The sequence below is a fragment of the Methylorubrum sp. Q1 genome (genome assembly GCF_004683995.1).
Classification (GTDB): domain Bacteria; phylum Pseudomonadota; class Alphaproteobacteria; order Rhizobiales; family Beijerinckiaceae; genus Methylobacterium.
The window spans coordinates 325,821-347,571 of the sequence record NZ_SRHQ01000002.1; the positions used below are offsets into that span (position 1 = coordinate 325,821).

The 21,751-nt window shown below is 69.2% G+C and carries 16 protein-coding genes, 1 tRNA gene and 3 pseudogenes; 14 read left to right on the plus strand and 6 right to left on the minus strand.

Annotated elements, in window-relative coordinates:
• Positions 1-53 precede the first annotated feature (53 nt).
• The 4 genes from E4V01_RS03410 (at position 54) to E4V01_RS03425 (ending at position 5,165) form a co-directional block, all read left to right on the plus strand.
• The gene (locus tag E4V01_RS03410; protein ID WP_135297386.1) at positions 54-1,247 is read left to right on the plus strand and encodes a DUF4241 domain-containing protein; all 1,194 of its coding nucleotides are present in this window, start codon (positions 54-56) and stop codon (positions 1,245-1,247) included.
• Positions 1,244-2,647, plus strand: a complete 1,404-nt coding sequence (gene lpdA / locus E4V01_RS03415; protein ID WP_135297387.1) for a dihydrolipoyl dehydrogenase — start codon at positions 1,244-1,246, stop codon at positions 2,645-2,647. Before E4V01_RS03410 ends, lpdA begins: the two co-directional genes overlap by 4 nt.
• A 200-nt stretch (positions 2,648-2,847) precedes the next feature.
• Positions 2,848-4,473: a hybrid sensor histidine kinase/response regulator gene (locus tag E4V01_RS03420; RefSeq protein ID WP_060769299.1), complete on the plus strand. Its 1,626-nt coding sequence runs from the start codon at positions 2,848-2,850 to the stop codon at positions 4,471-4,473.
• A 59-nt stretch (positions 4,474-4,532) separates the two neighbouring features.
• The gene (locus E4V01_RS03425; protein WP_135297388.1) at positions 4,533-5,165 is read left to right on the plus strand and encodes a hypothetical protein; all 633 of its coding nucleotides are present in this window, start codon (positions 4,533-4,535) and stop codon (positions 5,163-5,165) included.
• Here E4V01_RS03425 and E4V01_RS03430 read toward each other — a convergent pair.
• The 4 genes from E4V01_RS03430 to E4V01_RS03450 all read right to left on the minus strand — a co-directional run bounded on the left by E4V01_RS03430 (position 5,147) and on the right by E4V01_RS03450 (position 10,528).
• The gene (locus E4V01_RS03430; RefSeq protein ID WP_135297389.1) at positions 5,147-5,785 is read right to left on the minus strand and encodes a sarcosine oxidase subunit gamma; all 639 of its coding nucleotides are present in this window, start codon (positions 5,783-5,785) and stop codon (positions 5,147-5,149) included. The two genes, E4V01_RS03425 and E4V01_RS03430, sit on opposite strands and share 19 nt — an antisense overlap.
• Positions 5,778-8,807 (minus strand): sarcosine oxidase subunit alpha family protein, encoded by a 3,030-nt coding sequence (locus E4V01_RS03435; RefSeq protein WP_135297390.1) that lies wholly within the window; start codon positions 8,805-8,807, stop codon positions 5,778-5,780. Before E4V01_RS03435 ends, E4V01_RS03430 begins: the two co-directional genes overlap by 8 nt.
• Complete coding sequence (locus tag E4V01_RS03440; RefSeq protein WP_135297391.1) at positions 8,804-9,091, minus strand: sarcosine oxidase subunit delta; 288 nt, start codon at positions 9,089-9,091, stop codon at positions 8,804-8,806. The genes E4V01_RS03435 and E4V01_RS03440 overlap by 4 nt, the downstream gene beginning before the upstream one ends.
• A gap of 186 nt (positions 9,092-9,277) precedes the next feature.
• Entirely contained in the window at positions 9,278-10,528 is a 1,251-nt protein-coding gene (locus tag E4V01_RS03450; RefSeq protein ID WP_060769304.1) for a sarcosine oxidase subunit beta family protein, read from the minus strand.
• A 200-nt stretch (positions 10,529-10,728) separates the two neighbouring features.
• Between E4V01_RS03450 and E4V01_RS03455 the strand changes: the two genes are divergently transcribed.
• The 8 genes from E4V01_RS03455 (at position 10,729) to E4V01_RS03490 (ending at position 18,115) form a co-directional block, all read left to right on the plus strand.
• Positions 10,729-11,727 (plus strand): GlxA family transcriptional regulator, encoded by a 999-nt coding sequence (locus E4V01_RS03455; protein WP_135297393.1) that lies wholly within the window; start codon positions 10,729-10,731, stop codon positions 11,725-11,727.
• A gap of 173 nt (positions 11,728-11,900) precedes the next feature.
• On the plus strand, positions 11,901-12,836 hold the full coding sequence (locus E4V01_RS03460; protein ID WP_056462581.1) for a glutamine amidotransferase family protein: 936 nt from the start codon (positions 11,901-11,903) through the stop codon (positions 12,834-12,836).
• Entirely contained in the window at positions 12,836-13,525 is a 690-nt protein-coding gene (locus E4V01_RS03465; protein ID WP_135297394.1) for a protein glxC, read from the plus strand. Before E4V01_RS03460 ends, E4V01_RS03465 begins: the two co-directional genes overlap by 1 nt.
• A complete protein-coding gene (locus tag E4V01_RS03470) occupies positions 13,525-14,862 on the plus strand; it encodes an FMN-binding glutamate synthase family protein (protein WP_060769308.1) in 1,338 nt (445 codons plus the stop codon). The genes E4V01_RS03465 and E4V01_RS03470 overlap by 1 nt, the downstream gene beginning before the upstream one ends.
• A 91-nt stretch (positions 14,863-14,953) precedes the next feature.
• Positions 14,954-16,252 carry a type III glutamate--ammonia ligase gene (gene glnT / locus E4V01_RS03475; protein ID WP_135297395.1) on the plus strand — a complete coding sequence of 433 codons (1,299 nt, stop codon included), beginning with the start codon at positions 14,954-14,956 and terminating at the stop codon, positions 16,250-16,252.
• 190 nt (positions 16,253-16,442) lie between these two features.
• Positions 16,443-16,952 carry a hypothetical protein gene (locus E4V01_RS03480; protein WP_135297396.1) on the plus strand — a complete coding sequence of 170 codons (510 nt, stop codon included), beginning with the start codon at positions 16,443-16,445 and terminating at the stop codon, positions 16,950-16,952.
• Between the two features lie 110 nt (positions 16,953-17,062).
• Positions 17,063-17,137: transfer RNA gene (locus tag E4V01_RS03485), tRNA-Gly, on the plus strand.
• Between the two features lie 579 nt (positions 17,138-17,716).
• Complete coding sequence (locus E4V01_RS03490) at positions 17,717-18,115, plus strand: IS66 family transposase zinc-finger binding domain-containing protein (RefSeq protein WP_158509732.1); 399 nt, start codon at positions 17,717-17,719, stop codon at positions 18,113-18,115.
• A 90-nt stretch (positions 18,116-18,205) separates the two neighbouring features.
• Here the strand turns inward: E4V01_RS03490 and E4V01_RS03495 are convergent.
• Positions 18,206-18,647, minus strand: a pseudogene (locus tag E4V01_RS03495) (IS5 family transposase); the annotation flags it as partial.
• A gap of 866 nt (positions 18,648-19,513) precedes the next feature.
• On the opposite strand from E4V01_RS03495, the pseudogene E4V01_RS25535 reads away from it, so the two are divergent.
• A pseudogene (locus E4V01_RS25535) lies at positions 19,514-19,708 on the plus strand (IS630 family transposase); the annotation flags it as partial.
• Positions 19,709-19,959: 251 nt separating this feature from the next.
• On the opposite strand, the gene E4V01_RS03505 reads toward E4V01_RS25535, so the two are convergent.
• Positions 19,960-20,988: an IS110 family transposase gene (locus E4V01_RS03505; protein ID WP_060769313.1), complete on the minus strand. Its 1,029-nt coding sequence runs from the start codon at positions 20,986-20,988 to the stop codon at positions 19,960-19,962.
• A 101-nt stretch (positions 20,989-21,089) separates the two neighbouring features.
• On the opposite strand from E4V01_RS03505, the pseudogene E4V01_RS03510 reads away from it, so the two are divergent.
• A pseudogene (locus tag E4V01_RS03510) lies at positions 21,090-21,681 on the plus strand (IS630 family transposase).
• Positions 21,682-21,751: the final 70 nt, after the last annotated feature.

Sequence of the window (21,751 nt, forward strand, 5' to 3'; positions counted from 1 at the left end):
CGAACCGGTCCAGGTCCGGGAGCGGGGGGCCGGGCGCGGCCGACCGTGTGACCATGCCTCGATTGTCCGACCCGAGCCGGCGCACCGTCCTCGGCCTCGCCGCGGCGGCGGTCGGGGTGGGACTCGCGGCCTCGCTCGCCCGGCTGTTCCCGTGGCAGCAGGCGGGCCGCGACGGAGACCAACCGGTGGCCGACAAGCCCTACGATCCTCGCGAGAACGAGCCCAACCTGTCGGTGACCGGGCTGATGGAGAGCGAATTGCAGGCGCGCGGCATCACGCGCATGGCGCTCGGGCTCTTGCCGCTGCCGGGCGGGGCGGTGATCGCGACCGATCCGCTGGTGCAGCCCGAGCGCCAACCCTTCACCCGCAAGGTTGCGCCGGGCGACTATCCCGTCACGCTCTATCATGCGCAGCACCGCGTCGCCCTGGCGGAGCTTCGCTTCGCGGACGGCACGCCGGATCGCTGGGAACTCGCCCTCCTGCCGGGCCAGGACGTCGCCACCCTGAAGGCGGGCGAGATTTTCGGCTACCCTGTCGATGCCGGCCTGGGCTGTTTCATGGACCCGGCAGCGCGCGCCGCGATGGCGCGCCGCGATGCGCGGGAGCAGGAACGCCCCCGCTACAGCAACTACTTCGACGACGTGCTCGCGGACGAATTGAAGGACGAGAACCTGCACTGCGTCATGCACCGGCCGCTGCCGGATGATCCGGCGCGGATCGCGGTCTTCTCCAGCGGTTGGGGCGACGGCGTCTACGCCTCGTACTGGGCCCTCGACGCGGCCGGGCAGCCACTCCGGCTCGTCACGGATTTCGGCGTGATCGAGAATGGCGAGGGACGCGATCCGCGGAAGGTCGCCGTCGCCGCGGCCCTGGCCGCGCTGACGCCGGAGCAGCGCCGCGACAGCGAGCGGGGCTACGAGGCGCTGAAGGCCGACGATCTCGCCACCTTCTCGGCGTTGCTCGACGCGGGCCGGATCGCGCCCGAAACGCCGATCGAAGCCGTCGAAGGCACCTTCACCTTCGAGGCGATTCGCCTCAACAAGCCGGAGGCGCTCGAACGCCTCATCCGGCACGGCGCAACGCTCCTGATGCCGCCGTACCTGCAGATCGGCGACGAGCGGAAGACCTATCCGGCTTACGCCCGCGACCTCAACGCACCCCGGTCGCCGCAACTCCTCGCCGTCATCGCGGCCTGGGAGCGCACCGGCTCAACCGACACGCCATCACGAGGACAGACCCAACCATGAGCTACGATCTCATCGTCATCGGTACCGGCCCCGGCGGCTATGTCTGCGCCATCCGCGCGGCCCAGCTCGGGCTGAAGACCGCGGTGGTCGAGAAGCGGGCGACCCACGGCGGCACCTGCCTCAATGTCGGCTGCATCCCCTCGAAGGCGCTGTTGCACGCATCGGAAGCCTTCGAGGAGGCCAACAAGCACTTTTCGGAGTTGGGCATCGACGTGGGCACGCCGAAGCTTGATCTCAAAAAAATGCAGAGCTTCAAGCAGGGCGGCGTCGACGGCAACACCAAGGGCGTCGAGTTCCTGCTCAAAAAGAACAAGGTCGACACCTATCACGGCCGCGGCCGCATCGCCGGGGCCGGCCGCGTCGAGGTGATCTCGGACGACGGCGGCAACCAGTTGCTGGAGACGAAGAACATCGTCATCGCCACCGGTTCCGACGTGACCCGGCTGCCGGGCGTCGAGATCGACGAGAAGACGGTGGTCTCCTCCACCGGTGCGCTCGAACTCGCCGAGGTGCCCAAGCGCCTCGTGGTGATCGGCGCGGGCGTGATCGGGCTCGAACTCGGCTCGGTCTGGCGCCGCCTCGGCGCCGAGGTCACCGTGATCGAGTATCTCGACCGCGTGCTGCCGGGCATGGATGGTGAGGTCGGCAAGCAGTTCCAGCGCATCCTGGCCAAGCAGGGCATGGTCTTCAAGCTCTCGACCAAGGTGACCGGTGTCGAACTGGGCAAGAAGGGCCGCGCCACCGTCACGGTCGAGCCGGCGCAGGGCGGCGAGCCGGAGACGATCGAGGCCGACGTGGTGCTCGTGGCCATCGGCCGCGTGCCCTACACGGAAGGGCTCGGGCTCGAGACGGTGGGCGTGGCGACCGACGACAAGGGCCGCATCGAGACCGACAACCACTACGCCACCAACGTCACCGGCATCTATGCCATCGGCGACGTGATCGCCGGGCCGATGCTCGCCCACAAGGCGGAGGACGAGGGCGTCGCGGTCGCCGAGATCCTGGCCGGCCAGTCGGGCCACGTGAATTACGGCGTGATCCCGAACGTGGTCTACACCTTCCCCGAGGTCGCCTCGGTCGGCAAGACCGAGGAGGAGCTGAAGAAGGACGGGATCGCCTACAACGTCGGCAAGTTCCCCTTCACCGCCAACGGCCGGGCCAAGGCCAACGGCACCACCGACGGCTTCGTGAAGATCCTCGCGGACGCGAAGACCGACCGGGTGCTCGGCGTGCACATCGTCGGGGCGGATGCCGGCAACCTCATCGCCGAGGTCGCGGTGGCGATGGAGTTCGCGGCCTCCGCCGAGGACATCGCCCGCACCTGCCACGCCCACCCGACGCTGACCGAGGCGATCAAGGAAGCCGCGCTCGCCGTCGACAAGCGCGCGATCCACGTCTGATCCCATCGCCGCCGGACCTGGGGCCGGTGGCCATGCCCGACCGGCCTTGAGCCCGCGGCAACTCAACGTGAGAGACGGCTCCACGTCTTCGTGCCGTTCACGAACCGTTCAAGCCGTCGTTTCATCGGGAACGACCTCCTGCTGCATCGAATTAACCCGCGCAATCCGACCCAGTGGGTCGTCCCCGCTGGAAAACTTCGATGCCCGCGTCACCCGAGAAGCCCAGGGCGCCTGGGCCGAATACGCCCGTCACCGGAAGCGGCGCCTCGGGCGTCGTCGATCAGCATCACGACATCTTCTTCGCGGCCGTCGAGACGACGCGCATGCCGATGATCGTCACAGATCCGCATCAGCCCGACAACCCGATCATCTTCGCCAACCGCGCCTTCGTCCGGATGACCGGCTATTCGGCCGACGAACTGATCGGATCGAACTGCCGCTTCCTCCAGGGCCCCGATACGGACCGCGACACCGTCTCGGAGGTGCGCGACGCCATCAGAGAGCATCGGGAGTTCGCCGCCGAGATCCTGAACTACCGCAAGGACGGCTCCTCGTTCTGGAACGCGCTGTTCGTCAGCCCGGTGTTCAACCGCTCGGGCGACCTCGTCTATTTCTTCGGCTCGCAGCTCGATGTGTCGCGCCGCCGCGACGCGGAGGAATCGCTGCACCAAGCCCAGAAGATGGAGAGCCTGGGGCAGCTCACCGGCGGCATCGCCCACGACTTCAACAACCTGCTCCAGGTCGTGTCGGGCCACAACGAGGTGATGCTGGCGCTGCTCGATCATCCCACCCTCGACGTGTCGCGGATGCGCCGGGCCGGTGAGGCGGTGCGGGCGGCGACCGACCGGGCCGCCAAGCTCACTCACCAGCTCCTCGCCTTCTCGCGCAAGCAGCGGCTGGAGGGGCGGCTCCTGAATCTCAACGGCCTCGTCGAGAGCATGGGTGAGATGGCCGGGCGGACGATCGGCGACGACGTCGTCCTGAAATCCGTCCTCGCGCCGGATCTCTGGGCCACCCGCATCGACCCGACCCAGGCCGAGGTCGCCCTGCTCAACGTGCTGATCAACGCCCGCGACGCGATGCCGGAGGGCGGCACGGTGACAGTGCGAACCGAGAACCTGCTGATCGAGGACGAGGATACCGCGCTCTACAAGACCGTGCCGCCGGGTGCCTACGTGGTGATCTCCGTCACCGATACCGGGACCGGCATGCCGTCCGAGATCCTGACCCGCGTCATGGAGCCGTTCTTCACCACGAAGGGCGAGGGCAAGGGCACGGGGCTCGGCCTCGCGATGGTCTACGGCTTTGCCAAGCAATCCGGCGGCTCGGTGAAGATCTATTCCGAGGTCGGGCACGGCACGACGGTGCGGCTCCTGTTCCCCGCCTCCGACCAGAAGGCCGAGGAGGCGCAGAAGCCGTCGATCCGCGCCGCCGACCGGCACGGCACCGAGACGGTGCTCGTCGTGGACGACCGGCCCGACGTGGCCGAGACCGCCGGCATCATCTTGGAGGATTTCGGCTACAAGGTCACCGTCGTCGATGGTCCCAAGGCGGCGCTCGAGATCCTCGACGGCGAGGGGCGCATCGACCTGCTGTTCACGGACCTGATCATGCCCGGGGGCATCAATGGCGTGATGCTGGCCCGCGCCGCGCGGGAACGGCAGCCCAAGATCAAGGTGCTGCTCACCACCGGCTACGCCGAAGCCTCGATGGAGCGCACGGACGCGGGCGGCACCGAGTTCGAGATCATCAACAAGCCCTACAAGCGCATGGAGCTGGCCCGCCGGGTGCGGCGCGTGATCGATGGGCCGACGGGGGTGGGGTAGGGGCGCGCGCCTCGACCACTCGGTTTGCCCGCTGCGCGGGAGGCGGGTAGAGGCGACGGATGGCTGAGACCGCGACCCGCGCCGGAGCGCGCCCCTTTCGAAGCCGCCCATCCTGTCGGGTCGCGTGGGGGATGCTGACGGGTCTCACGACGCTCGTGGCGCTTCCGTTGCCGGCTCTCGGCGCAGGCCAGGGCCCGGCCACGTTTCCGCTGGCCTGCGCCTATTTCCGACGGGATCTCGACTCGTACGAGCATTGCGCCCGGCAGGACGACGGGATGGTCCGGGTCGCCCCGGCGCATGTCACGCGGATGCATTTCGAGCGCGGCCTCGCCGAGTTGCGCGTATCGGGGATCGGCTGTCTCTGGGTGCGCCGCGACGGGCTGGCGCTGCCGGTGTTCATGCTCGACAACGGGCCGGACCCGTTCGAGCAAGGCCTCGTGCGCAGTTGGCGCGACGGCAAGGTCGCCTTCTACGACCGCCGCCTGCGGCTCGTCCTCGCCACACCCTATGACTGGGCCTTCCCGTTCAACGCACACGGCGAGGCGCTGGTCTGCGAGGGCTGCCGCTCGGACGGAAGGCAACCCGCTTCGATGGTCGGCGGGCGCTGGGGCCTGATCGACCGGACGGGACGCCTCGTCATGCCGCTGGCCGAAACGGACGCCGCCGACCGACGCTATTTCGACCGGCGCTGATCCGTGCCCTCCGCGGCCTCGACCTCGTAGCCGAACTCGGCGGCCGCGTGCTCCAGCCAGCGCCAGAAGCTGCCGGCGAAGCTGCGGGCGACCGTGAGGTCGTAGGTCGGGCCGGCATCGCGCTGCCAGAGCTGCACGCCGAGATGGGCGATGCTCGTCACCGCCGCCCGGCCCGGCCCGAAGGCGCGGGGATGCAGATCAATCGCAACGCCCTTGGCGAGCATGGTGCGGGCCTGCGGCCCGGAGATCCGCACCAGGGCGCGGCTGTCGCTCTGGTCGGTGACGGAGGCGACACCGCGCAGGGCTTCGGGCCAATCCCTCAGATCGCGCGGTGACGGCGCCACCGCGAGCCACTGGCCGGGTGCGGACCAGATCAAACCCGTCTCACCCTCGAAGATTGCGGTGCCGGCCTCCGGCAGGGACGGACCGAACCGATCCGCGAGAGCGGTTTGTAAGTCGGCGTCCTTTCCCTCGGCCGCGATGAGCGTGGCGAGGCCGAGCCCTTCGCGCAGGCTCAGGCGGATGCCCGCCGGCCCCGCGGCCGCACCGTGGCGCCCGATCCGCGCAGCCCCGACCCAGGCGCCCCGCGGCTGCCACAGGCTCGTCATCGCCTCAGACACGCAGCTTCTCCTCCTTGGGGTCCACGAAGACGGCCGAGCAGATCTCGACCTCGATCTCGGCGCCGCGCACCGGATCGTAGGCGCGCACCCGCTCGCCGTGGCGCTCGGGTCCCCGCCGGATCAGGCCGATGCCGATCCAGGATTTCAGGCTCGGCGAGTAGGCGACCGAGGTCATCACGCCCTCGTCGGCCTCCAGGCTCGGCTCCGCGTCGAGGCCGAGGAAATGCGCCCCCGCCCGCAGCCGCGCGCTCGGATCGACGGGCCGGAAGCCGGCCAGGACCGGCCGGTCCGGATCGGTGAGCGCCGGGCGCTCCTTCATCAGTCGGCCGATATAGTCCTTCTTCTTGGCGAGCATCCCGCCGAGCCCGAGGTCGCGGGCGGTGGTCTGGCCGTTGATCTCGGCGCCGGCCGCATGGCCCTTCTCGATGCGCATCACCGAGAGCGCCTCGGAGCCGTAGGCGGTGATGCCGTAGGGCAGGCCCGCCTGCATCACCGCCCGCCACGCGGCGTCACCGTAGGATGCCGGCACCGCGAGTTCGTAGGCGAGTTCGCCCGAGAACGAGATGCGGAACAGCCGCGCCGGGATGCCGCCGCCGACGGTGATGTCGGCGCAGGCGAGAAACGGGAAGGCCTCGTTCGAGAGATCGAAGCCGGGATCGACGATCCGGCGCAGGGTGTCGCGGGCGCGCGGGCCGGCGACCGCGTATTGCGCCCATTGCTCGCTGACCGAGGCGAGCTGCACGTCCAGTTCCGGCCATAACCATTGCCGGCAAAATTCGAGATGCTGCATCACCCGCGCGGCGTTCGCCGTCGAGGCGGTCATGACGTAGTGGGTCTCGCCCATCCGCGCGATCGTGCCGTCGTCCAGGATGAAGCCGTCCTCGCGCAGCAGCACGGCGTAGCGGGCCTTGCCGACGGGAAGCGTCGCGAAGGGGTTGGCGCAGACCCGCTCGATGAAGGCCAGCGCGTCGCGGCCCTGAATGTCGATCTTGCCGAGCGTGGTGACGTCGCAGATCCCGACGCGCGCGCGCACGGTCTCGACCTCGCGCACCACCGTGTCGAGCCAATCGGTCTCGCCGGCGCGCGGGAAATAGGCCGGGCGCAGCCACAAACCGGTCTCGACGAAGACGCACCCGTTCTCCTCGGCCCAGGCATGGGAGGGGACATGGCGGGTGGCGCGAAAATCCTTGCCGCGGTGATGGCCGGCAAACGCCCCGATGGCCACCGGGGTGAAGGGCGGGCGGAAGACTGTGGTGCCGACGCTCGGAATGTCCTTGCCGGTCAGCTCGGCCATGATCGAGAGGCCGGCGAGGTTCGAGGTCTTGCCCTGATCGGTCGCCATGCCGAGCGTGGTGTAGCGCTTCAACAGCTCGACCGCGCGGAAACCCTCGCGGTGGGCGAGTTCGACGTCGGAGGCCGCCACGTCGTTCTGGAAATCGACGAAGGCTTTTCCGCGGGGCTTGGGAGCGCGCCAGAGCGGGGTGTGGTCCACGCTCTCCGGGTCGGTCGGCGGAGCGGCCTCGGGCGTCGCGGTGAAGCCGCAATCGCTCGCGGCCTCGGCGCCGGCCCGGGCGCCGGTCTCCAGGCATTCGGCCAGGGTGAAGCGCCCGGCGGCGGCGCCGGCCGCCTGCATGCCGGAGGGGAGGGCGCCCGGCACGAAGGCGTGGATCGCCTCGTTCCAGACCGGCCGGCGCGACAGGTGCGAATCGAGATGGACGACCGGGTTCCAGCCATTGGCCATGGCGAGGCCGTCGCACGCAATCGTCTCGATGCTGTTGTCGCCGTCCACGACCTGGATCGCGCTCAAGCCCAGATGGCCCTTGGTGCCGGCGACGTACCCGCCGGCCACCACCCGCGCCCCGGCGGCTTCCGCCATCCGGCGCAAGGCGGGGGGAATGGAGGGGCGGGTGTCGATCACCGCCGCGAGCCCGCCGCCCGCTGCCAGCACGTCGGCGGCGGTGCGCCAGCCGTCGTCGCTCGACGTGAACACGGCCAAGCGATGCCCCGGCAGCACGCCGTAACGGTTGAGATAGGTCCGCACCGCGCCGGCCAGCATCACGCCGGGGCGATCGTTGCCGCCGAAGACGTGCGGGCGCTCGATCGCGCCGGCCGCGAGCACCGCCCGCCGTGCCACGATCCGCCACAGCCGCTGGCGCGGGGCGTGGGGCGCCGGCACCGCGAGATGATCGGAGACGCGCTCGACCGCGCCGTAGGCGCCGTGATCGTAGACGCCGAACAGCGTGGTGCGCGTCAGGATGCGCACCTCGGGCAGGCTCTCCAGCTCGGCCACCGCGCGGGCGGCCCATTCGGCCCCGCTCGCGCCGCCGATCTCGCGCCGCTCCGCCAAGAGGCGCCCGCCGCTGGCGAAATCCTCGTCGACGAGGATCACCCGCGCGCCGGAGCGGCCGGCGGCGAGCGCCGACGACAGGCCGGCCGGGCCGCCGCCGATCACGAGCACGTCGCAATGGGCGTGGGCATGCTCGTAGGTATCGGGATCGGGCGCGTCGGCGGCCCGCCCGAGGCCGGCCGCGCGCCGGATCATCGGCTCGTACAGCCGCTCCCACAGGGAAGCCGGCCACATGAAGGTCTTGTAGTAGAAGCCCGCCGCGAAGACCGGTGAGAGCAGCGCGTTGACCGAGAGCGCATCGACGGCCAGCGAGGGCCAGCGGTTCTGGCTCGTCGCCTCCAATCCCTCGTAGAGCTCGGCCATGGTGGCGCGGGTGTTGGGCTCGCGCCGTGCCCCGGAGCGCAGCTCCACCAGCGCGTTCGGCTCCTCCGATCCGGCCGAGAGGATGCCGCGCGGCCGGTGATACTTGAAGGAGCGGCCAACGAGGCGGACGCCGTTGGCGAGCAGGGCCGAGGCCAGCGTGTCGCCGTGGCAGCCGGTGAGGCGCCGTCCGTCGAAGGTGAAGTCGCGGGGCCGGTTCCGGTCGATCAGGCCGCCGGCGGCGGTGCGGAACGGCTGGTCGGCGGAGTTTGCGGAAGCCGGGGCCTCCGCGCGCTGAAGGGCGAGCGTGGTCATGCGGCCTCTCCCGAGCGGCGTGCCCGCGCGACGTCGCGCGCCGGCTCGACCGCCTCGATGGCATGGGTACGGGTGTCGCGGGTCACGACCAGCCAGGAGCGGCATCCGGCGGCGTGGTACCAGAGTTCGCGGATCGTCCCGGCGGGGTTCTCGCGCAGATAGACGTAGTCGTGCATGGCTTGCCCCGAGGCGTCGAGCCCATCGGGACGCTGAGGCGCGGCGTCGCCGAGGTAGCTGAACTCCCCGTTGTCGCGCTCGCCGCAATGGGGGCATCGGATGCGCATGGCGTGTCGTCCTGCTTCGTTCCGTTCGGACCGATCCCACCCTCGCCCTCATCCTGAGGTGCCGCCAAGCGGCTTTGAGGGAGGGTTCCAGGGATCGCGGTGTATTCTGGAGGCCTCCTTCGAGGCCTCCGCTGCGCTCCGGCACCTCAGGATGAGGGCAGTGGAGGGGAGGGTGTGGTCAGCGCCTCAATGCAGGTTGGGCTGGGCGCCCATGCCCTTCTCGTCGATGAGATGGCCGGTGGCGAAGCGGTCGAGGCGGTAGGCGCTCGCATCCGCGTGGGGTTCGTCGCGGGCGATCAGGTGGGCGAAGCAGAAGCCCGCGGCCGGCGTCGCCTTGAAGCCGCCGTAGCACCAGCCGGCGTTGAGATAGAGGCCGCCGATGTCGGTGCGGTCGATGATGGGCGAGCCGTCCATCGACATGTCCATGATGCCGCCCCAGTGGCGCAGCAGCCGCAGGCGGCCGAGCCCCGGCCAGAGGGCCATGCCGCCCTCCATCACGTCCTCGATGGTGTGGAGGTTGCCGCGGCTCGCATAGGAATTGTAGCCGTCGATGTCGCCGCCGAAGACGAGGCCGCCCTTGTCCGACTGGCTGACGTAGAAATGGCCGGCGCCGAAGGTCATGACGCCGTCGATCAGGGGCTTCACACCCTCGCTGACGAAGGCCTGCAGCACGTGGCTCTCGATCGGCAGGCGCATATCGACCATGCCGGCCAGCAGCGAGGAGGAGCCGGCCACCGACAGCGCGACCTTCCCCGCGCGGATGAAGCCGCGGCTGGTCTCGACGCCGGTGACCCGGCCGTTCTCGCGGCGGATGCCGGTGACGGCGCAGTTCTGGACGATGTCGACGCCGCGGTCGCTGGCGGCGCGGGCGTAGCCCCAGGCCACCGCGTCATGGCGTACCGTGCCGCCGCGGCGCTGGAGCAGGCCGCCCTTCACGGGAAAGCGCGCGTTGTCGAAATCGATGAACGGGACCAGCCGCTGCACGCCGTCGCGGTCGAGCAGTTCCGCATCGATGCCGGCGAGCCGCATGGCGTTGCCGCGGCGGGCATAGGCGTCGCGCTGCGCGTCCGAGTGGTACAGGTTCAGCACGCCGCGCTGGCTGACCATGGCGTTGTAGTTGATGTCCTGCTCCAGCCCCTCCCAGAGCTTCATCGAACGCTCGTAGAACGGGATGTTGCCGGGCAGGCCGTAATTCGAGCGCACGATGGTGGTGTTGCGCCCGACATTGCCGGAGCCGATGTGGCTCTTCTCCAGCACGGCGACGTTGGTGAGGCCGTGCTCCTTGGCGAGGTAGTAGGCGGTGGCGAGCCCGTGCCCGCCGCCGCCGACGATCACCACGTCGTAGGCGTCCTGCGGGGCGGCGTCGCGCCATTGCGGCGTCCAGTCCCGCTGGCCGCGCAGGGCCTGCCCCAGGACACTGAACAGGGAGTAGCGCATGGGGTAAGCCGCCCTTGCCCGAGATGTCTGTGTCGTTCCAGAGGTAGCCGCGATCGCCCACGGCAGGCTTGCATTTCGCGACACGTTTCCGGCAAATCGCGCGGAAATGCGCGGCCCGTCCTTCCCCTGATCCGAGCGCCGGCCGTGTCGCCGAACCCGCGCGTCATCCGCGTCGACCATCCCGGAGGGACCGATCGGATATGTCGGACGACTCCCCCGAACCGGTCCACCACGCCCGGCCCCGGCGAAAGCCCGCGCGGGCCGAAGATCCCGCTCCGCGAACGGTCGGCTTCGTGCTGGTGCCGGACTTTCCGTTGATGGCCTACACCGCGGCGGTCGAACCCCTGCGCGCCGCCAACACCCTGTCGGGCTGCGAGCTCTATCGCTGGTGGCACGCCGCGCCGGGCGGCGGCGTGGTGCAGGCTTCGAACGGGCTCGGCATCCTCACCGACGTCGCCGTCGGCGGGCGTGCCGGCGCCGACCGCGTCTTCGTCTGCGCCGGCGGAAACCCGGCCGAGTTCGACGATCCCTCCCTGTTCGCGTGGCTGCGCGGGCTCGCCCGCCACGGGGCGACGCTCGGCGGCATCTCCGGCGGGCCGTATCTTCTCGCCCGCGCGGGCCTGCTCGCCGGGCGCCGTTGCACGCTGCACTGGGAGCACGTCCCGGCCTTCGAGGAGCGCTACCCCGAAATCGAGGTGGTCCGCTCGCTCTTCGAGATCCAGGGTGACCGCATCACCTGTTCGGGCGGCATCGCCGCGCTCGACCTGATGCTCGACTTGATCGGCCGTGACCACGGCGCCGGCCTCGCCGCGGGGGTCAGCGACTGGTTCCTGCACAACCAGATCCGCGAGGGCCTGAGCCCGCAGCGGATGGACCTGCGCCAGCGCTTCGGCGTGCGCGACCCGCGGCTGCTGCGGGTGCTCGCGGCGATGGAGGCGAACCTCGAAGCCCCGCTCCCCCGCGAAAACCTGGCGGAACTGGCCCGCGTGTCCGTACGGCAGTTGGAGCGGCTGTTTCGCGACAGCCTCGGGCGTGGTCTCCACCGCCATTACCTGGGTTTGCGCCTCGACCGGGCGCACCAACTCGGCCGCGAGAGCGCGCTGAGCCGCGCCGAGATCGCTGCCGCCACCGGCTTTACCAATGCCGACGAACTCGGGCGCGCCGAAAGACGGCGGCAACGGCAGGGCGCGGAGCGTTGAGGCCGTCGCCGCGGGCATCATCGAAGCGGTGATGGGGTGGGTGTCATGTGGCCACCCCCCTCGGCGATCATGCGATCTGTTTCATGGGAGGAAATTTTCGTGCTTGTTAGTTGACGCATCCGTCGGAGCGTGCGATCCCTCTCGACAGTGATCGAACGGACGGGGCGACGCCGATGTGCGGTATTGTCGGACTATTCCTCAAGAATCCCAAGCTTGAACCGCAGCTCGGCGCAATGCTCTCCAAGATGCTGGAGACGATGACGGATCGCGGCCCCGACAGCGCGGGCTTCGCGGTCTACGGCTCGGACGGCGCCTCGAATGCCGGCAGCGTGAAGCTGACACTGCGCGGCCCCGGCCCGGAGGCGCTGCGCGGCGCGGTCGCGAAGATGGAAGCGGCGCTGGCCCTCTCGGCGCAGGCGACCGAGCGCGACACCCACACCGTCCTCGCTGTGCCGGCCGAGCGCGAGCAAGAGATTCGCGCTTGGCTCAAGGACAACACCCCCGGCATCGACGTGGTGAGCGCGGGCCGGCGCATGGAGATCTACAAGGAAGTCGGGCTGCCGGCTTCCGTGGCCGAGCGCTTCGCCCTGGAGGGCATGTCCGGCACCCATGGCATCGGCCATACCCGCATGGCCACCGAGAGCGCGGTGACGACCAACGGTGCCCACCCGTTCTCGACGGGCACCGACGAATGCCTCGTCCATAACGGCTCGCTGTCGAACCACAACGACCTGCGCCGCCGGCTCCGGCACGAGGGCCTGAGCTTCGCCACGCAGAACGACACCGAGGTCGCCGCCGGCTACCTCAGCTGGCGCATGCGCGAGGGCGCCTCGCTGAAGCAGGCGCTCGAATCGAGCCTGACCGATCTCGACGGCTTCTTCACCTTCGTGGTCGGCACCGAGACGGGCTTCGCCGTGGTGCGCGACCCCATCGCCTGCAAGCCCGCCGTGATGGCCGAGACCGACGACTACGTCGCCTTCGGCTCCGAGTACCGGGCGCTGGTCGGCCTGCCCGGCATCGACACCGCCCGGGTGTTCGAGCCCGAGCCGGCCAAGGTCTACGCGTGGGAGCGCACCAGCGCCGAGCACGCCTCCGGGGAGCGTCAGTGATGCCGAGCTTCGACCTGCGATCCGCGCCCCTGCGCGAACTGAACCGGGCCCTGCACGCCCTGCGGCCCGACACCAACGAGACCCACTGGACCGTCACCGGCCCGGACGGGCGCCACGCCATCGCCGCCGGGCTCGACGCGCCGGTCTCCGTCGAGATCGAGGGCAATGTCGGCTATTACTGCGCCGGCATGAACAAGCTCGCCACCGTTCTCGTCAACGGCAATGCGGGCGTGGGGGTGGCCGAGAACATGATCTCCGGCCTCGTCCACGTGCGCGGCGATGCCAGCCAATCGGCCGGCGCCACGGCCCATGGCGGCATGCTCATCATCGACGGCAATGCCGGCGCCCGCTGCGGCATCTCGATGAAGGGCGTCGACATCGTCGTGAAGGGCTCGATCGGCCACATGTCGGCCTTCATGGCCCAGGCCGGCACCCTCACCGTGCTCGGCGATGCCGGCGAGGCGCTCGGCGACTCGCTCTACGAGGCCAAGCTCTACGTACGCGGCTCGGTCAAAAGCCTCGGCGCCGACTGCGTCGAGAAGGAGATGCGCGACGAGCACCTGCAGGAACTCGCCGACAAGCTCGCCGCCGCCGGCCTCGCCGGCGAGGTGAGCCCGAGCGAATTCCGCCGCTACGGCTCGGCCCGCACCCTCTACCACTTCCACGTCGACAACGCCGGAGCCTACTGATGGCCGAGCATCGCAAGGACACGCCGCGCACCAAGCCGCGCCTGTCGGCGACCTTCACCCCCGACGTGATGTCCGAGATCCGCCGCGCGGCGGCCACCGGCATCTACGACATCCGCGGCGCCGGCGCGAAGCGCGCGTTGCCCCATTTCGACGATCTGCTGTTCCTCGGCGCCTCGATCAGCCGCTACCCGCTGGAGGGCTACCGCGAGCGCTGCGGCACCGAGGTGGTGCTGGGCTCGCGCTTCGCGAGCAAGCCGATCCACCTGAAGACCCCGGTCACCATCGCCGGCATGAGCTTCGGTTCGCTTTCGGCCAACGCCAAGGAGGCGCTCGGACGCGGCGCGACGCTGGCCGGCACCTCCACCACCACCGGCGACGGCGGCATGACGCCGGAGGAGCGCGGCCACTCCAAGACCCTGGTCTACCAGTACCTGCCCTCCCGCTACGGTATGAACCCGGACGACCTGCGCAAGGCCGACGCCATCGAGGTGGTGATCGGCCAGGGCGCCAAGCCCGGCGGCGGCGGCATGCTGCTCGGCCAGAAGATCACCGAGCGCGTCGCCGGCATGCGCTGCCTGCCGCCGGGCGTCGATCAGCGCTCCGCCTGCCGCCACCCGGACTGGACCGGGCCGGACGACCTCGCGATCAAGATCGAGGAGTTGCGCGAGATCACCGACTGGGAGAAGCCGATCTACGTCAAGGTCGGCGCCTCGCGCCCCTATTACGACACCGCGCTCGCGGCCAAGTCCGGCGCCGACGTGGTGGTGCTCGACGGCATGCAGGGCGGCACCGCCGCGACGCAGGACGTGTTCATCGAGCATGTCGGCATCCCGACGCTCGCCGCGATCCGCCCCGCCGTGCAGGCGCTTCAGGATCTGGGGCTTCACCGCAAGGTGCAACTCGTGGTCTCCGGCGGCATCCGCTCCGGCGCGGACGTGGCCAAGGTGCTGGCGCTCGGCGCCGACGCGGTTGCCATCGGCACCGCTGCCCTGATCGCGCTCGGCGACAACGATCCCCGCTGGCAGGCGGAGTACGAGGCGCTCGGCACCACGGCCGGCGCCTACGACGACTGGCATGAGGGCCGCGACCCGGCCGGCATCACCACGCAGGACCCGGAGCTCGCCAAGCGCCTCGACCCGGAACTCGCCGGCCGCCGGCTCGCCAACTACCTCGCGGTGATGACCCTGGAGGCCCAGACCATCGCGCGGGCCTGCGGCAAGAGCCACCTGCACAACCTCGAACCCGAGGATCTCGTGGCGCTGACCATCGAGGCCGCGGCGATGGCCCAGGTGCCGCTCGCCGGCACCGGCTGGATCCCCGGCAAGACCGGCATGTGAGATGCCTGGGCCGCTCCGGAAGCATCGAGGGCGGCCCTTTTTATTTTTGTGGTGATGGGGCCGAACCGCCGAAGCCGGGAGGATGCTTGCAATGACGCATGATCTCGAAACCGCCGCCCGCGAGCGCGGCATCAAGTATTTCCTCGTCTCCTATACCGACCTGTTCGGCACGCAGCGCGCCAAGCTGGTGCCGGCGGCCGCCATCGGCAGCACCTGCCGCAACGGCGCGGGGTTCGCCGGCTTCGCCACATGGCTCGACATGAGCCCCGCCGACGCGGACCTGTTGGCGATGCCCGACCCGGAAGGGCTGATCCAGCTGCCCTGGAAGCCGGAAGTCGGCTGGCTGCCCGCCGACCTCGTGATGAACGGCAAGCCGGTCGAGCAGGGGCCGCGCAACATCCTCAAGCGGCTCATCAAGGAGGCCGCCCAAGAGGGGCTGCAGATGAAGAGCGGCGTCGAGTGCGAGTTCTTCCTGATCACCCCCTGCGGCTCGGAGCCGGCCGACACCGCCGATAAGCAGACCAAGCCCTGCTACGACCAGTCGGCGCTGATGCGCCGCTACGAGGTGATCACCGAGATCTGCGACGCGATGCTGGCGCTGGGCTGGAAGCCCTACCAGAACGACCATGAGGACGCGAACGGCCAGTTCGAGATGAACTGGGACTACGACGACGCGCTGGTCACCGCCGACCGGCACGCCTTCTTCAAGTACATGACCCGCTCGATCGCCGAGAAGCACGGCCTTCGCGCGACCTTCATGCCCAAGCCCTTCATGGACCTGACGGGCTCGGGCTGCCACGCCCACGTCTCGCTCTGGCGCGACGGCCAGAACGTCTTTTCCGATCGCTCCGACGAGATCGGCCTGTCGCGCGAGGGCTACCACTTCATCGGCGGCCTGATCCACTCGGCGGATGCGCTGGCCGCGCTCACCAACCCGTGCGTGAACTCCTACAAGCGCATCAACGCGCCGCGCACCACCTCGGGCGCGACCTGGGCGCCCAACACCGTGACCTATACGGGCAACAACCGCACCCACATGATCCGCATCCCCGACGGCGGGCGCTTCGAGTTCCGTCTCGCGGATGGGGCGGCCAACCCCTACCTGCTCCAGGCGGGCCTCCTCGCCGCCGGCCTCGACGGGCTTCGCCACGGGCGCGATCCGGGCCAGCGCCTCGACATCAACATGTACACCGACGGGCATACGGTGGAGGGCGTCAAGCGCCTGCCGCTCAACCTGCTCGATGCGCTGCGCGCCCTCGAAGCGAGCCCCGTCCTCAACGAGGCGCTCGGCGCCTTCGTGCCGAGCTACCTCAAGCTCAAGCGCCAGGAATGGGACGATTACTGCCGCCACCTCACCCAGTGGGAGCGCGACACGACCCTCGACTGCTGAGCGATCCTCCGGCTCCGGCCGATCCCTTCGGTCCGATGCCGGTCTCGCGCGGCGCCGGGCGGACGCGATGAGGCCGAACGCGTCCAGGGGACAGGGCGGCGTGAGGTCGGTTGCCCGATCCCGCCCCGTCGGACTATCGATCGCCCAGCCGCCGTCGCCCCGACGGAGCAACAGGGAGACCCGATGGCCGATGACGTGGCTCGGACGCTTCCTTCTGGCCGCCTTCGCCCTGGTCGTGGCCATCCCGGCCGGCGCCCTGACACTCGGCGCCGGGGTGCTTCTCGATCCGGGCTTCCGTGAGGCGTTGGGCGAACTCGGCCTCGTCGGCCTCTTCGCCGGCCTGTCGGATCTCGCGCAAGGCGTTCCGCCGGACATGGCGGTGATGGCCGTGATCCTCTTCGCCCAGGCGCTCAGCCTCCTGCTGATCCTGCCGCCGACGCTGGCCGCGCTCGTCGGCGAGACGCTCGGGCTGCGCTCCCCGTTCTGGTACGGCGGCGCGGCTGGCGGCCTCACGGCGCTTCTGCCCTGGCTCGCCCGTGGCGGCCCGCCACCGGTCGCCGGATCGGTGGCGTCAGCCGCGGAAGCGCGGCTGGCCGCGATCCTCCTCGTGACGGGCGCCGTCTCGGGTCTGGTCTACTGGCTGATCGCCGGCCGTAGCGTCGGCGACCGGACACAGCGGCGCGGCGCCGACGCATTTTAGGGGTGGACAGGCGTCCGCCATCGCTTATGAAAATGGGGTGCTTCCGAAGCCTCGCGCTCGGAATCACCCTCCGGCTCAAGGGCGCATCGTCGCTCTGCGAGCGGCCGGATGCGGGCGTAGTTCAGTGGTAGAACGTCAGCTTCCCAAGCTGAATGTCGTCGGTTCGATCCCGATCGCCCGCTCCAAAAAATCCTCAAGCCCAGGCATACGCTTACGAGGACCGCGCACACGTACGCCCGTTGATCGGCTGTCTTCCGTACAACGAAGGGTACAACCCACCGGGGACGATGTGTCGCACTGCGGATCCGGGAGCGGGCCGACGGTTGCGCAAGGTACGATGCAACGGCCTACGCGGCAGGCGATACCTTCGTCGGGACGTGTTCTGCGTCGAAATGCTCTCCCAGGTTCAAGGCGCTCGAAGCGAGACGTGGGGCGACATCCATTCCTCCTAGCTCTGCGTCCCAGTCGTCTCGAGGCTGTCGAGGTACATCAGTTAAATCCACTGTCGCGATCCGGTTGCGGCACGCTAGCGGAGCTCTCCGGTGGTCGGCTTGGACCCGCAAGGCCGTTCCTTCCGACCGAGCGGCAGGAGGAGCGTTCGGGTCGCCGACGGGCCGTCGGGTCAAGCCGAAACAGCAACCCGCGATGCCCGAAGGTCGTGTTCGAGCATGGATCCGCGGACGCAGGCGCTGGATGCCGTCGCCCGCGTACCGAATGCGGGGGCTGGAGACCGACGCGGCCGACGCTTGGGTGTCGCGCCGGTCGTGGCTGAGGCAGTGGAGGCTGCACGCCTCAGGCCGGCCCGGCGGGCCTTGCCGGAGCACCTGCCGCGCGAGAGCGTGGTCCATCCCGGTCCCTGCAGCTGCCCGGCCTGCGGCGGGGGCTTACGCCGGATCGGCGAGGACGTGACCGAGAGTCTCGACTACGTGCCAGGCCGGTTCAAGGTCGTGTGTCATGTGCGCGAGGCCTTCGCCTGCCGCGCCTGCGAGCAGGTGGTGCAGGCGCCCGCGCCCCACCACGCCGTTCCCCACGGACGGGCTGGTCCCGGACTGCTCGCCCACATCGCGGTGGCGAAGTTCGACGGCCACCTGCCGCTCTACCGCCAGGCCGAGATCTACGCCCGTGACGGCGTGGACCTGGCCACCTCGACGCTCTCGGGCTGACTCGGTACCACCGCATCCGCCCTGAGGCCGCTGGTCGACCTGCTACGCCGGGAGGTGATCGCCGGCTCGGCCGTGCTGCACGGCGATGACATCATGCGCTTGGCCTTCCGTGATCTTCAGCGCCACGGGACGCCCTTCGGCATCCACCAGCGCGTGGATCTTGCTTGTCAGGCCGCCGCGCGAGCGACCCATGCCACCGGATCCGCCCTCTCTTTTGGGCGCAGGCGGCATGCTGATGCACCCGCACGCTCATGGCGTCGATCATCTGCAGGTCGCCGTCGTAAGCCTTTGACGCCGCGTCCAGAAGCCGATCCCAGATGCCACGCTTGCGCCAGCGCCGGAAGCGCTTGCCGCAGGTCGTATGCGGGCCATAGCGCGCCGGGATATCGGCTCAGGGTGCACCCGTGCGCAGCTGCCAGAAGATCCCGTTCAGAACCCGCCGGTCGTCCAAGCGCTCCTTGCCACGCACGTCCGTCGGCAACAGCGGATCGATCACCGCCCACTCAGCATCCGTCAGGTCAAACCGCGCCATCCTGGCCCCTCCTGCTCAGCAGGCTAACGATGCTGCGGCTCAACCGTGCCAGCCATTATGGGTTCGCGACCTAGGTGTTGATACCTAACGGCGATCGAAGAAAAGACGCAAAGGGCCGCTTCGCCTTTCTCATTTCGGAAATTCAAGCATGGGGGTGATTGAACTGCACAACTTTAGCGACTTTGCCGAATGCCCCCTATGTTCATAAGTCAAGGCGACGATCGGAAATACACTTTAGATACAGTGAGTTAGCTGCCCTTTGCGGGCAAGTCGTCTGAATGAGCCTTGCGGGTGACGAATCTAGCTACGCCTCTGATCCGAAATTCCCTGTCTCAGAATGACGGTCCTCGACGGCCGGATAGACAATCACGATAATAGGAAAATAAACAAATTCTATTGTCCTGTACATGCTCTTCATCGATCCTCGACGGAAACGATCGTTTATGAGGACGATGGAGGCGCGCTTTCGCGATCCGAGCCTGCTCCGTGAACGGCATTCCAACAGCCACTGTCTCTCGTCCGATCGAGCACTCGTCGGTTGCGGTAATGCTTCGGATCTACACGCCTTCGGTACACGAGATGGATCAATGGCAAGGCGATTTTGACCGGGTTGAGCGGGCTCGTCTCAAGCGACATCATCAACATTTCGGCGGCAACAGCGCTACAAATGCGCAAGTCATTGATATCTTGAGGGACAAACTAGCATTACAGCTGCATCCTCCTTCTGAAATGCTCCTGTCGCGCGCAAGTTGCGATAGCGACTTGGCCTTAGAGCTACGCCCGAGCGTGTTGGGACGGGTCGGGCTCTGAGACGTTGAGGGGTGAAGGAGGATGCCGATGCCTTCACCGGTGTCCGTCGATCTCCGCTCGCGCCCAGGCCGTCGGGGGGCGATCACGTCTCGCACCGGATCGAGGCGCAGGCCGACCTGATCCTGACGACCTACGAGGCGCGGCCCGCGATCTTCCGGCACGAGTTGCGTGACGCCTTGGTCAAGCACGGCGTGCAGACCAGCACGAGCAGCCTATCCCGCTTCTTCGCCCGGCGTGGCATCACCCGTAAAACGTATGGCCCGCCCCGTCCGCAAGTGGCTCGGATCCGCTGGTCTGTGCAGTCTGCATAAACGTATCCGGCCTTCCGGCAGCGCCGTTGGCCAAGATGGAGATCCGCGCGTCCTGGGCCTCATAAAGGGGTCGGCGTCGAGCGCCATTTTTGCGGAGAGGTTTCCAGAACACCGGTCGACTGTCAGGCCATCTTCCTCTCACCGCCCGCAGACATCGTAAGGCCGGCGCGTCCGCGCCGGCCGAACTCGGATCAGGCGGCCACGGCCGCCGGCTCGTAGACCCGCCCGTGGCGCAGCAGCGCCCAGACGATGCGCGCCATCTTGGCCGCCAGGGCGACCACCGCCGTGTTGACGTGCGACCGCGCCAGCAGCCCGCGCAGCCACTGCCCGAGATGGGTGTCCCTCTGGCGCAGCGAGGGCAGCGCGGCGCGGGCACCCTGGACCAGCGTCTTGCGCAGGTACTTGCTGCCGCGCTTGGTGATGCCGACGAGCCGAGGCTTCCCGCCGGTCGTCACCTGCCGCGGTACGAGACCAAGCCAAGCCGCTAGATCGCGCCCGCGGGCGAAGCTGGCCACGTCGCCGATGGCCGCCACCAGCGCGGTCGCGTTAAGTGCGCCGATGCCCGGGATCGTGGTCAGCCGACGAGCGTCCTCGTTGATGCGGGCCTGCTCAGCGAACTCGGCGTCGAGCGCGGCGATGCGCTGGTCGAGCTCCTGCCAGCGTTCGCGCACCTCGGCCATGAGGGTGCGCACGCGCGGTGTGAGCGACGCGCCCGCGTCCGTGTCCAGCAACGCGGCCAGGCAAGCAGTGAGCTTGGCGCGCCCCTGCGCCACGATGTGGCCACGCTCCAGCAGGACGGAACGGATCTGGTTGGTCAGCGCCGTGCGCTCGCCCACGAGCTGGTCGCGGACCCGGTGCAGGGTCTGCACGTCGAGCTGCGCCTCGGACTTGAGTGCCACGAAGCGCATCGTCGGGCGTGTGGCCGCCTCGGCGATGGCCTCGGCGTCGCGGTCGTCGTTCTTCTGCGCCTTGACGTAGGGGCGCACGTACTCCGGCGACATCAGCCGGACGGTGTTGCCCTGCTCGGCCAGGGCGCGGCCCATGTGGTGGGCGCCGCAGCAGGCCTCCATCGCAACGACACACCCCGGCAGCTTCGCGCCGAAGGCGATCACCCCCTCGCGCCGCATGCGTCGGCGCAGCACGACCCGCCCCGCCGCGTCCAGCCCGACGAGGCTGCAGCTGTTCTTGCCCAGGTCGATCCCAAGAACCGCAATCGTCATCGTCCCGCTCCCTTCCTCATCTCGGCTACCCTGCAAGCCTAGCAGCGCAGTCCGGTGAGGGGCGGGCCATCCATAAAGGGGCGATCCACGCCGCCGAGCAGGTGCGCGAGGATATAAGGGCCGCTCGCGAGGCGTGGTTCGAGAACCAGGATGCCCTCGATCCCGACAGGCTGGTCTTCCTCGACGAGACCGCTGCGGCCACCAACCTGGCCCGCCGCTACGGTCGAGCTCCGCGGGGCGAGCGCTGCCGCCTCGCCGTCCCGCACGGGCACTACAAGACCACCACCATCACCGCCACGCTGCGCAGCGCTGGCCTGTGTGCCACCACCCTGTTCGACGGAGCCATCAACGGCGCACGCTTCCGGGTATGTCACCGACACGCTCGTGCCCGTGCTCAGGCTCGGAGACACCGTCATCCTCGACAACCTGCAGGCCCACAAGGTGACGAGGGTGCGCGAGGCCATCGAGGCTGCCGGGGCGAGGCTGCTCTACCTCCCGCCCTACAGCCCGGACTTCAATCCGGTCGAGCAGATCTTCGCCAAGTTGAAGGGCCTGCTCCGAACCGCGGCGGCCCGCACTGTCCCAGACCTGTGGCACACCATCCGCCAGGCCTTCACTCGCTTCACAGCCGACGAATGCCGCAACTGCATCGCTGCCGCCGGTTACGAGACCGACTTGGCCGTCGCTACGTGAGCGGGCACGGCTCTAGCTACGTAAGCGAGAGCGGCTCTAGCCGTCGAGGTTCGTCCCATCGGCCAGACTG

Excerpts from the sequence above, each read along its gene's own strand:
- E4V01_RS03505 (WP_060769313.1), bottom strand. The coding sequence starts at position 20,988 with ATGACGATTGCGGTTCTTGGGATCGACCTGGGCAAGAACAGCTGCAGC.
- lpdA (WP_135297387.1), top strand. The coding sequence starts at position 1,244 with ATGAGCTACGATCTCATCGTCATCGGTACCGGCCCCGGCGGCTATGTC.
- E4V01_RS03425 (WP_135297388.1), top strand. The coding sequence starts at position 4,533 with ATGGCTGAGACCGCGACCCGCGCCGGAGCGCGCCCCTTTCGAAGCCGC.
- E4V01_RS03480 (WP_135297396.1), top strand. The coding sequence starts at position 16,443 with ATGACGTGGCTCGGACGCTTCCTTCTGGCCGCCTTCGCCCTGGTCGTG.
- E4V01_RS03410 (WP_135297386.1), top strand. The coding sequence starts at position 54 with ATGCCTCGATTGTCCGACCCGAGCCGGCGCACCGTCCTCGGCCTCGCC.
- E4V01_RS03440 (WP_135297391.1), bottom strand. The coding sequence starts at position 9,091 with ATGCGCATCCGATGCCCCCATTGCGGCGAGCGCGACAACGGGGAGTTC.
- E4V01_RS03450 (WP_060769304.1), bottom strand. The coding sequence starts at position 10,528 with ATGCGCTACTCCCTGTTCAGTGTCCTGGGGCAGGCCCTGCGCGGCCAG.
- E4V01_RS03420 (WP_060769299.1), top strand. The coding sequence starts at position 2,848 with ATGCCCGCGTCACCCGAGAAGCCCAGGGCGCCTGGGCCGAATACGCCC.
- E4V01_RS03460 (WP_056462581.1), top strand. The coding sequence starts at position 11,901 with ATGTGCGGTATTGTCGGACTATTCCTCAAGAATCCCAAGCTTGAACCG.
- E4V01_RS03435 (WP_135297390.1), bottom strand. The coding sequence starts at position 8,807 with ATGACCACGCTCGCCCTTCAGCGCGCGGAGGCCCCGGCTTCCGCAAAC.
- E4V01_RS03465 (WP_135297394.1), top strand. The coding sequence starts at position 12,836 with ATGCCGAGCTTCGACCTGCGATCCGCGCCCCTGCGCGAACTGAACCGG.
- E4V01_RS03470 (WP_060769308.1), top strand. The coding sequence starts at position 13,525 with ATGGCCGAGCATCGCAAGGACACGCCGCGCACCAAGCCGCGCCTGTCG.
- glnT (WP_135297395.1), top strand. The coding sequence starts at position 14,954 with ATGACGCATGATCTCGAAACCGCCGCCCGCGAGCGCGGCATCAAGTAT.
- E4V01_RS03455 (WP_135297393.1), top strand. The coding sequence starts at position 10,729 with ATGTCGGACGACTCCCCCGAACCGGTCCACCACGCCCGGCCCCGGCGA.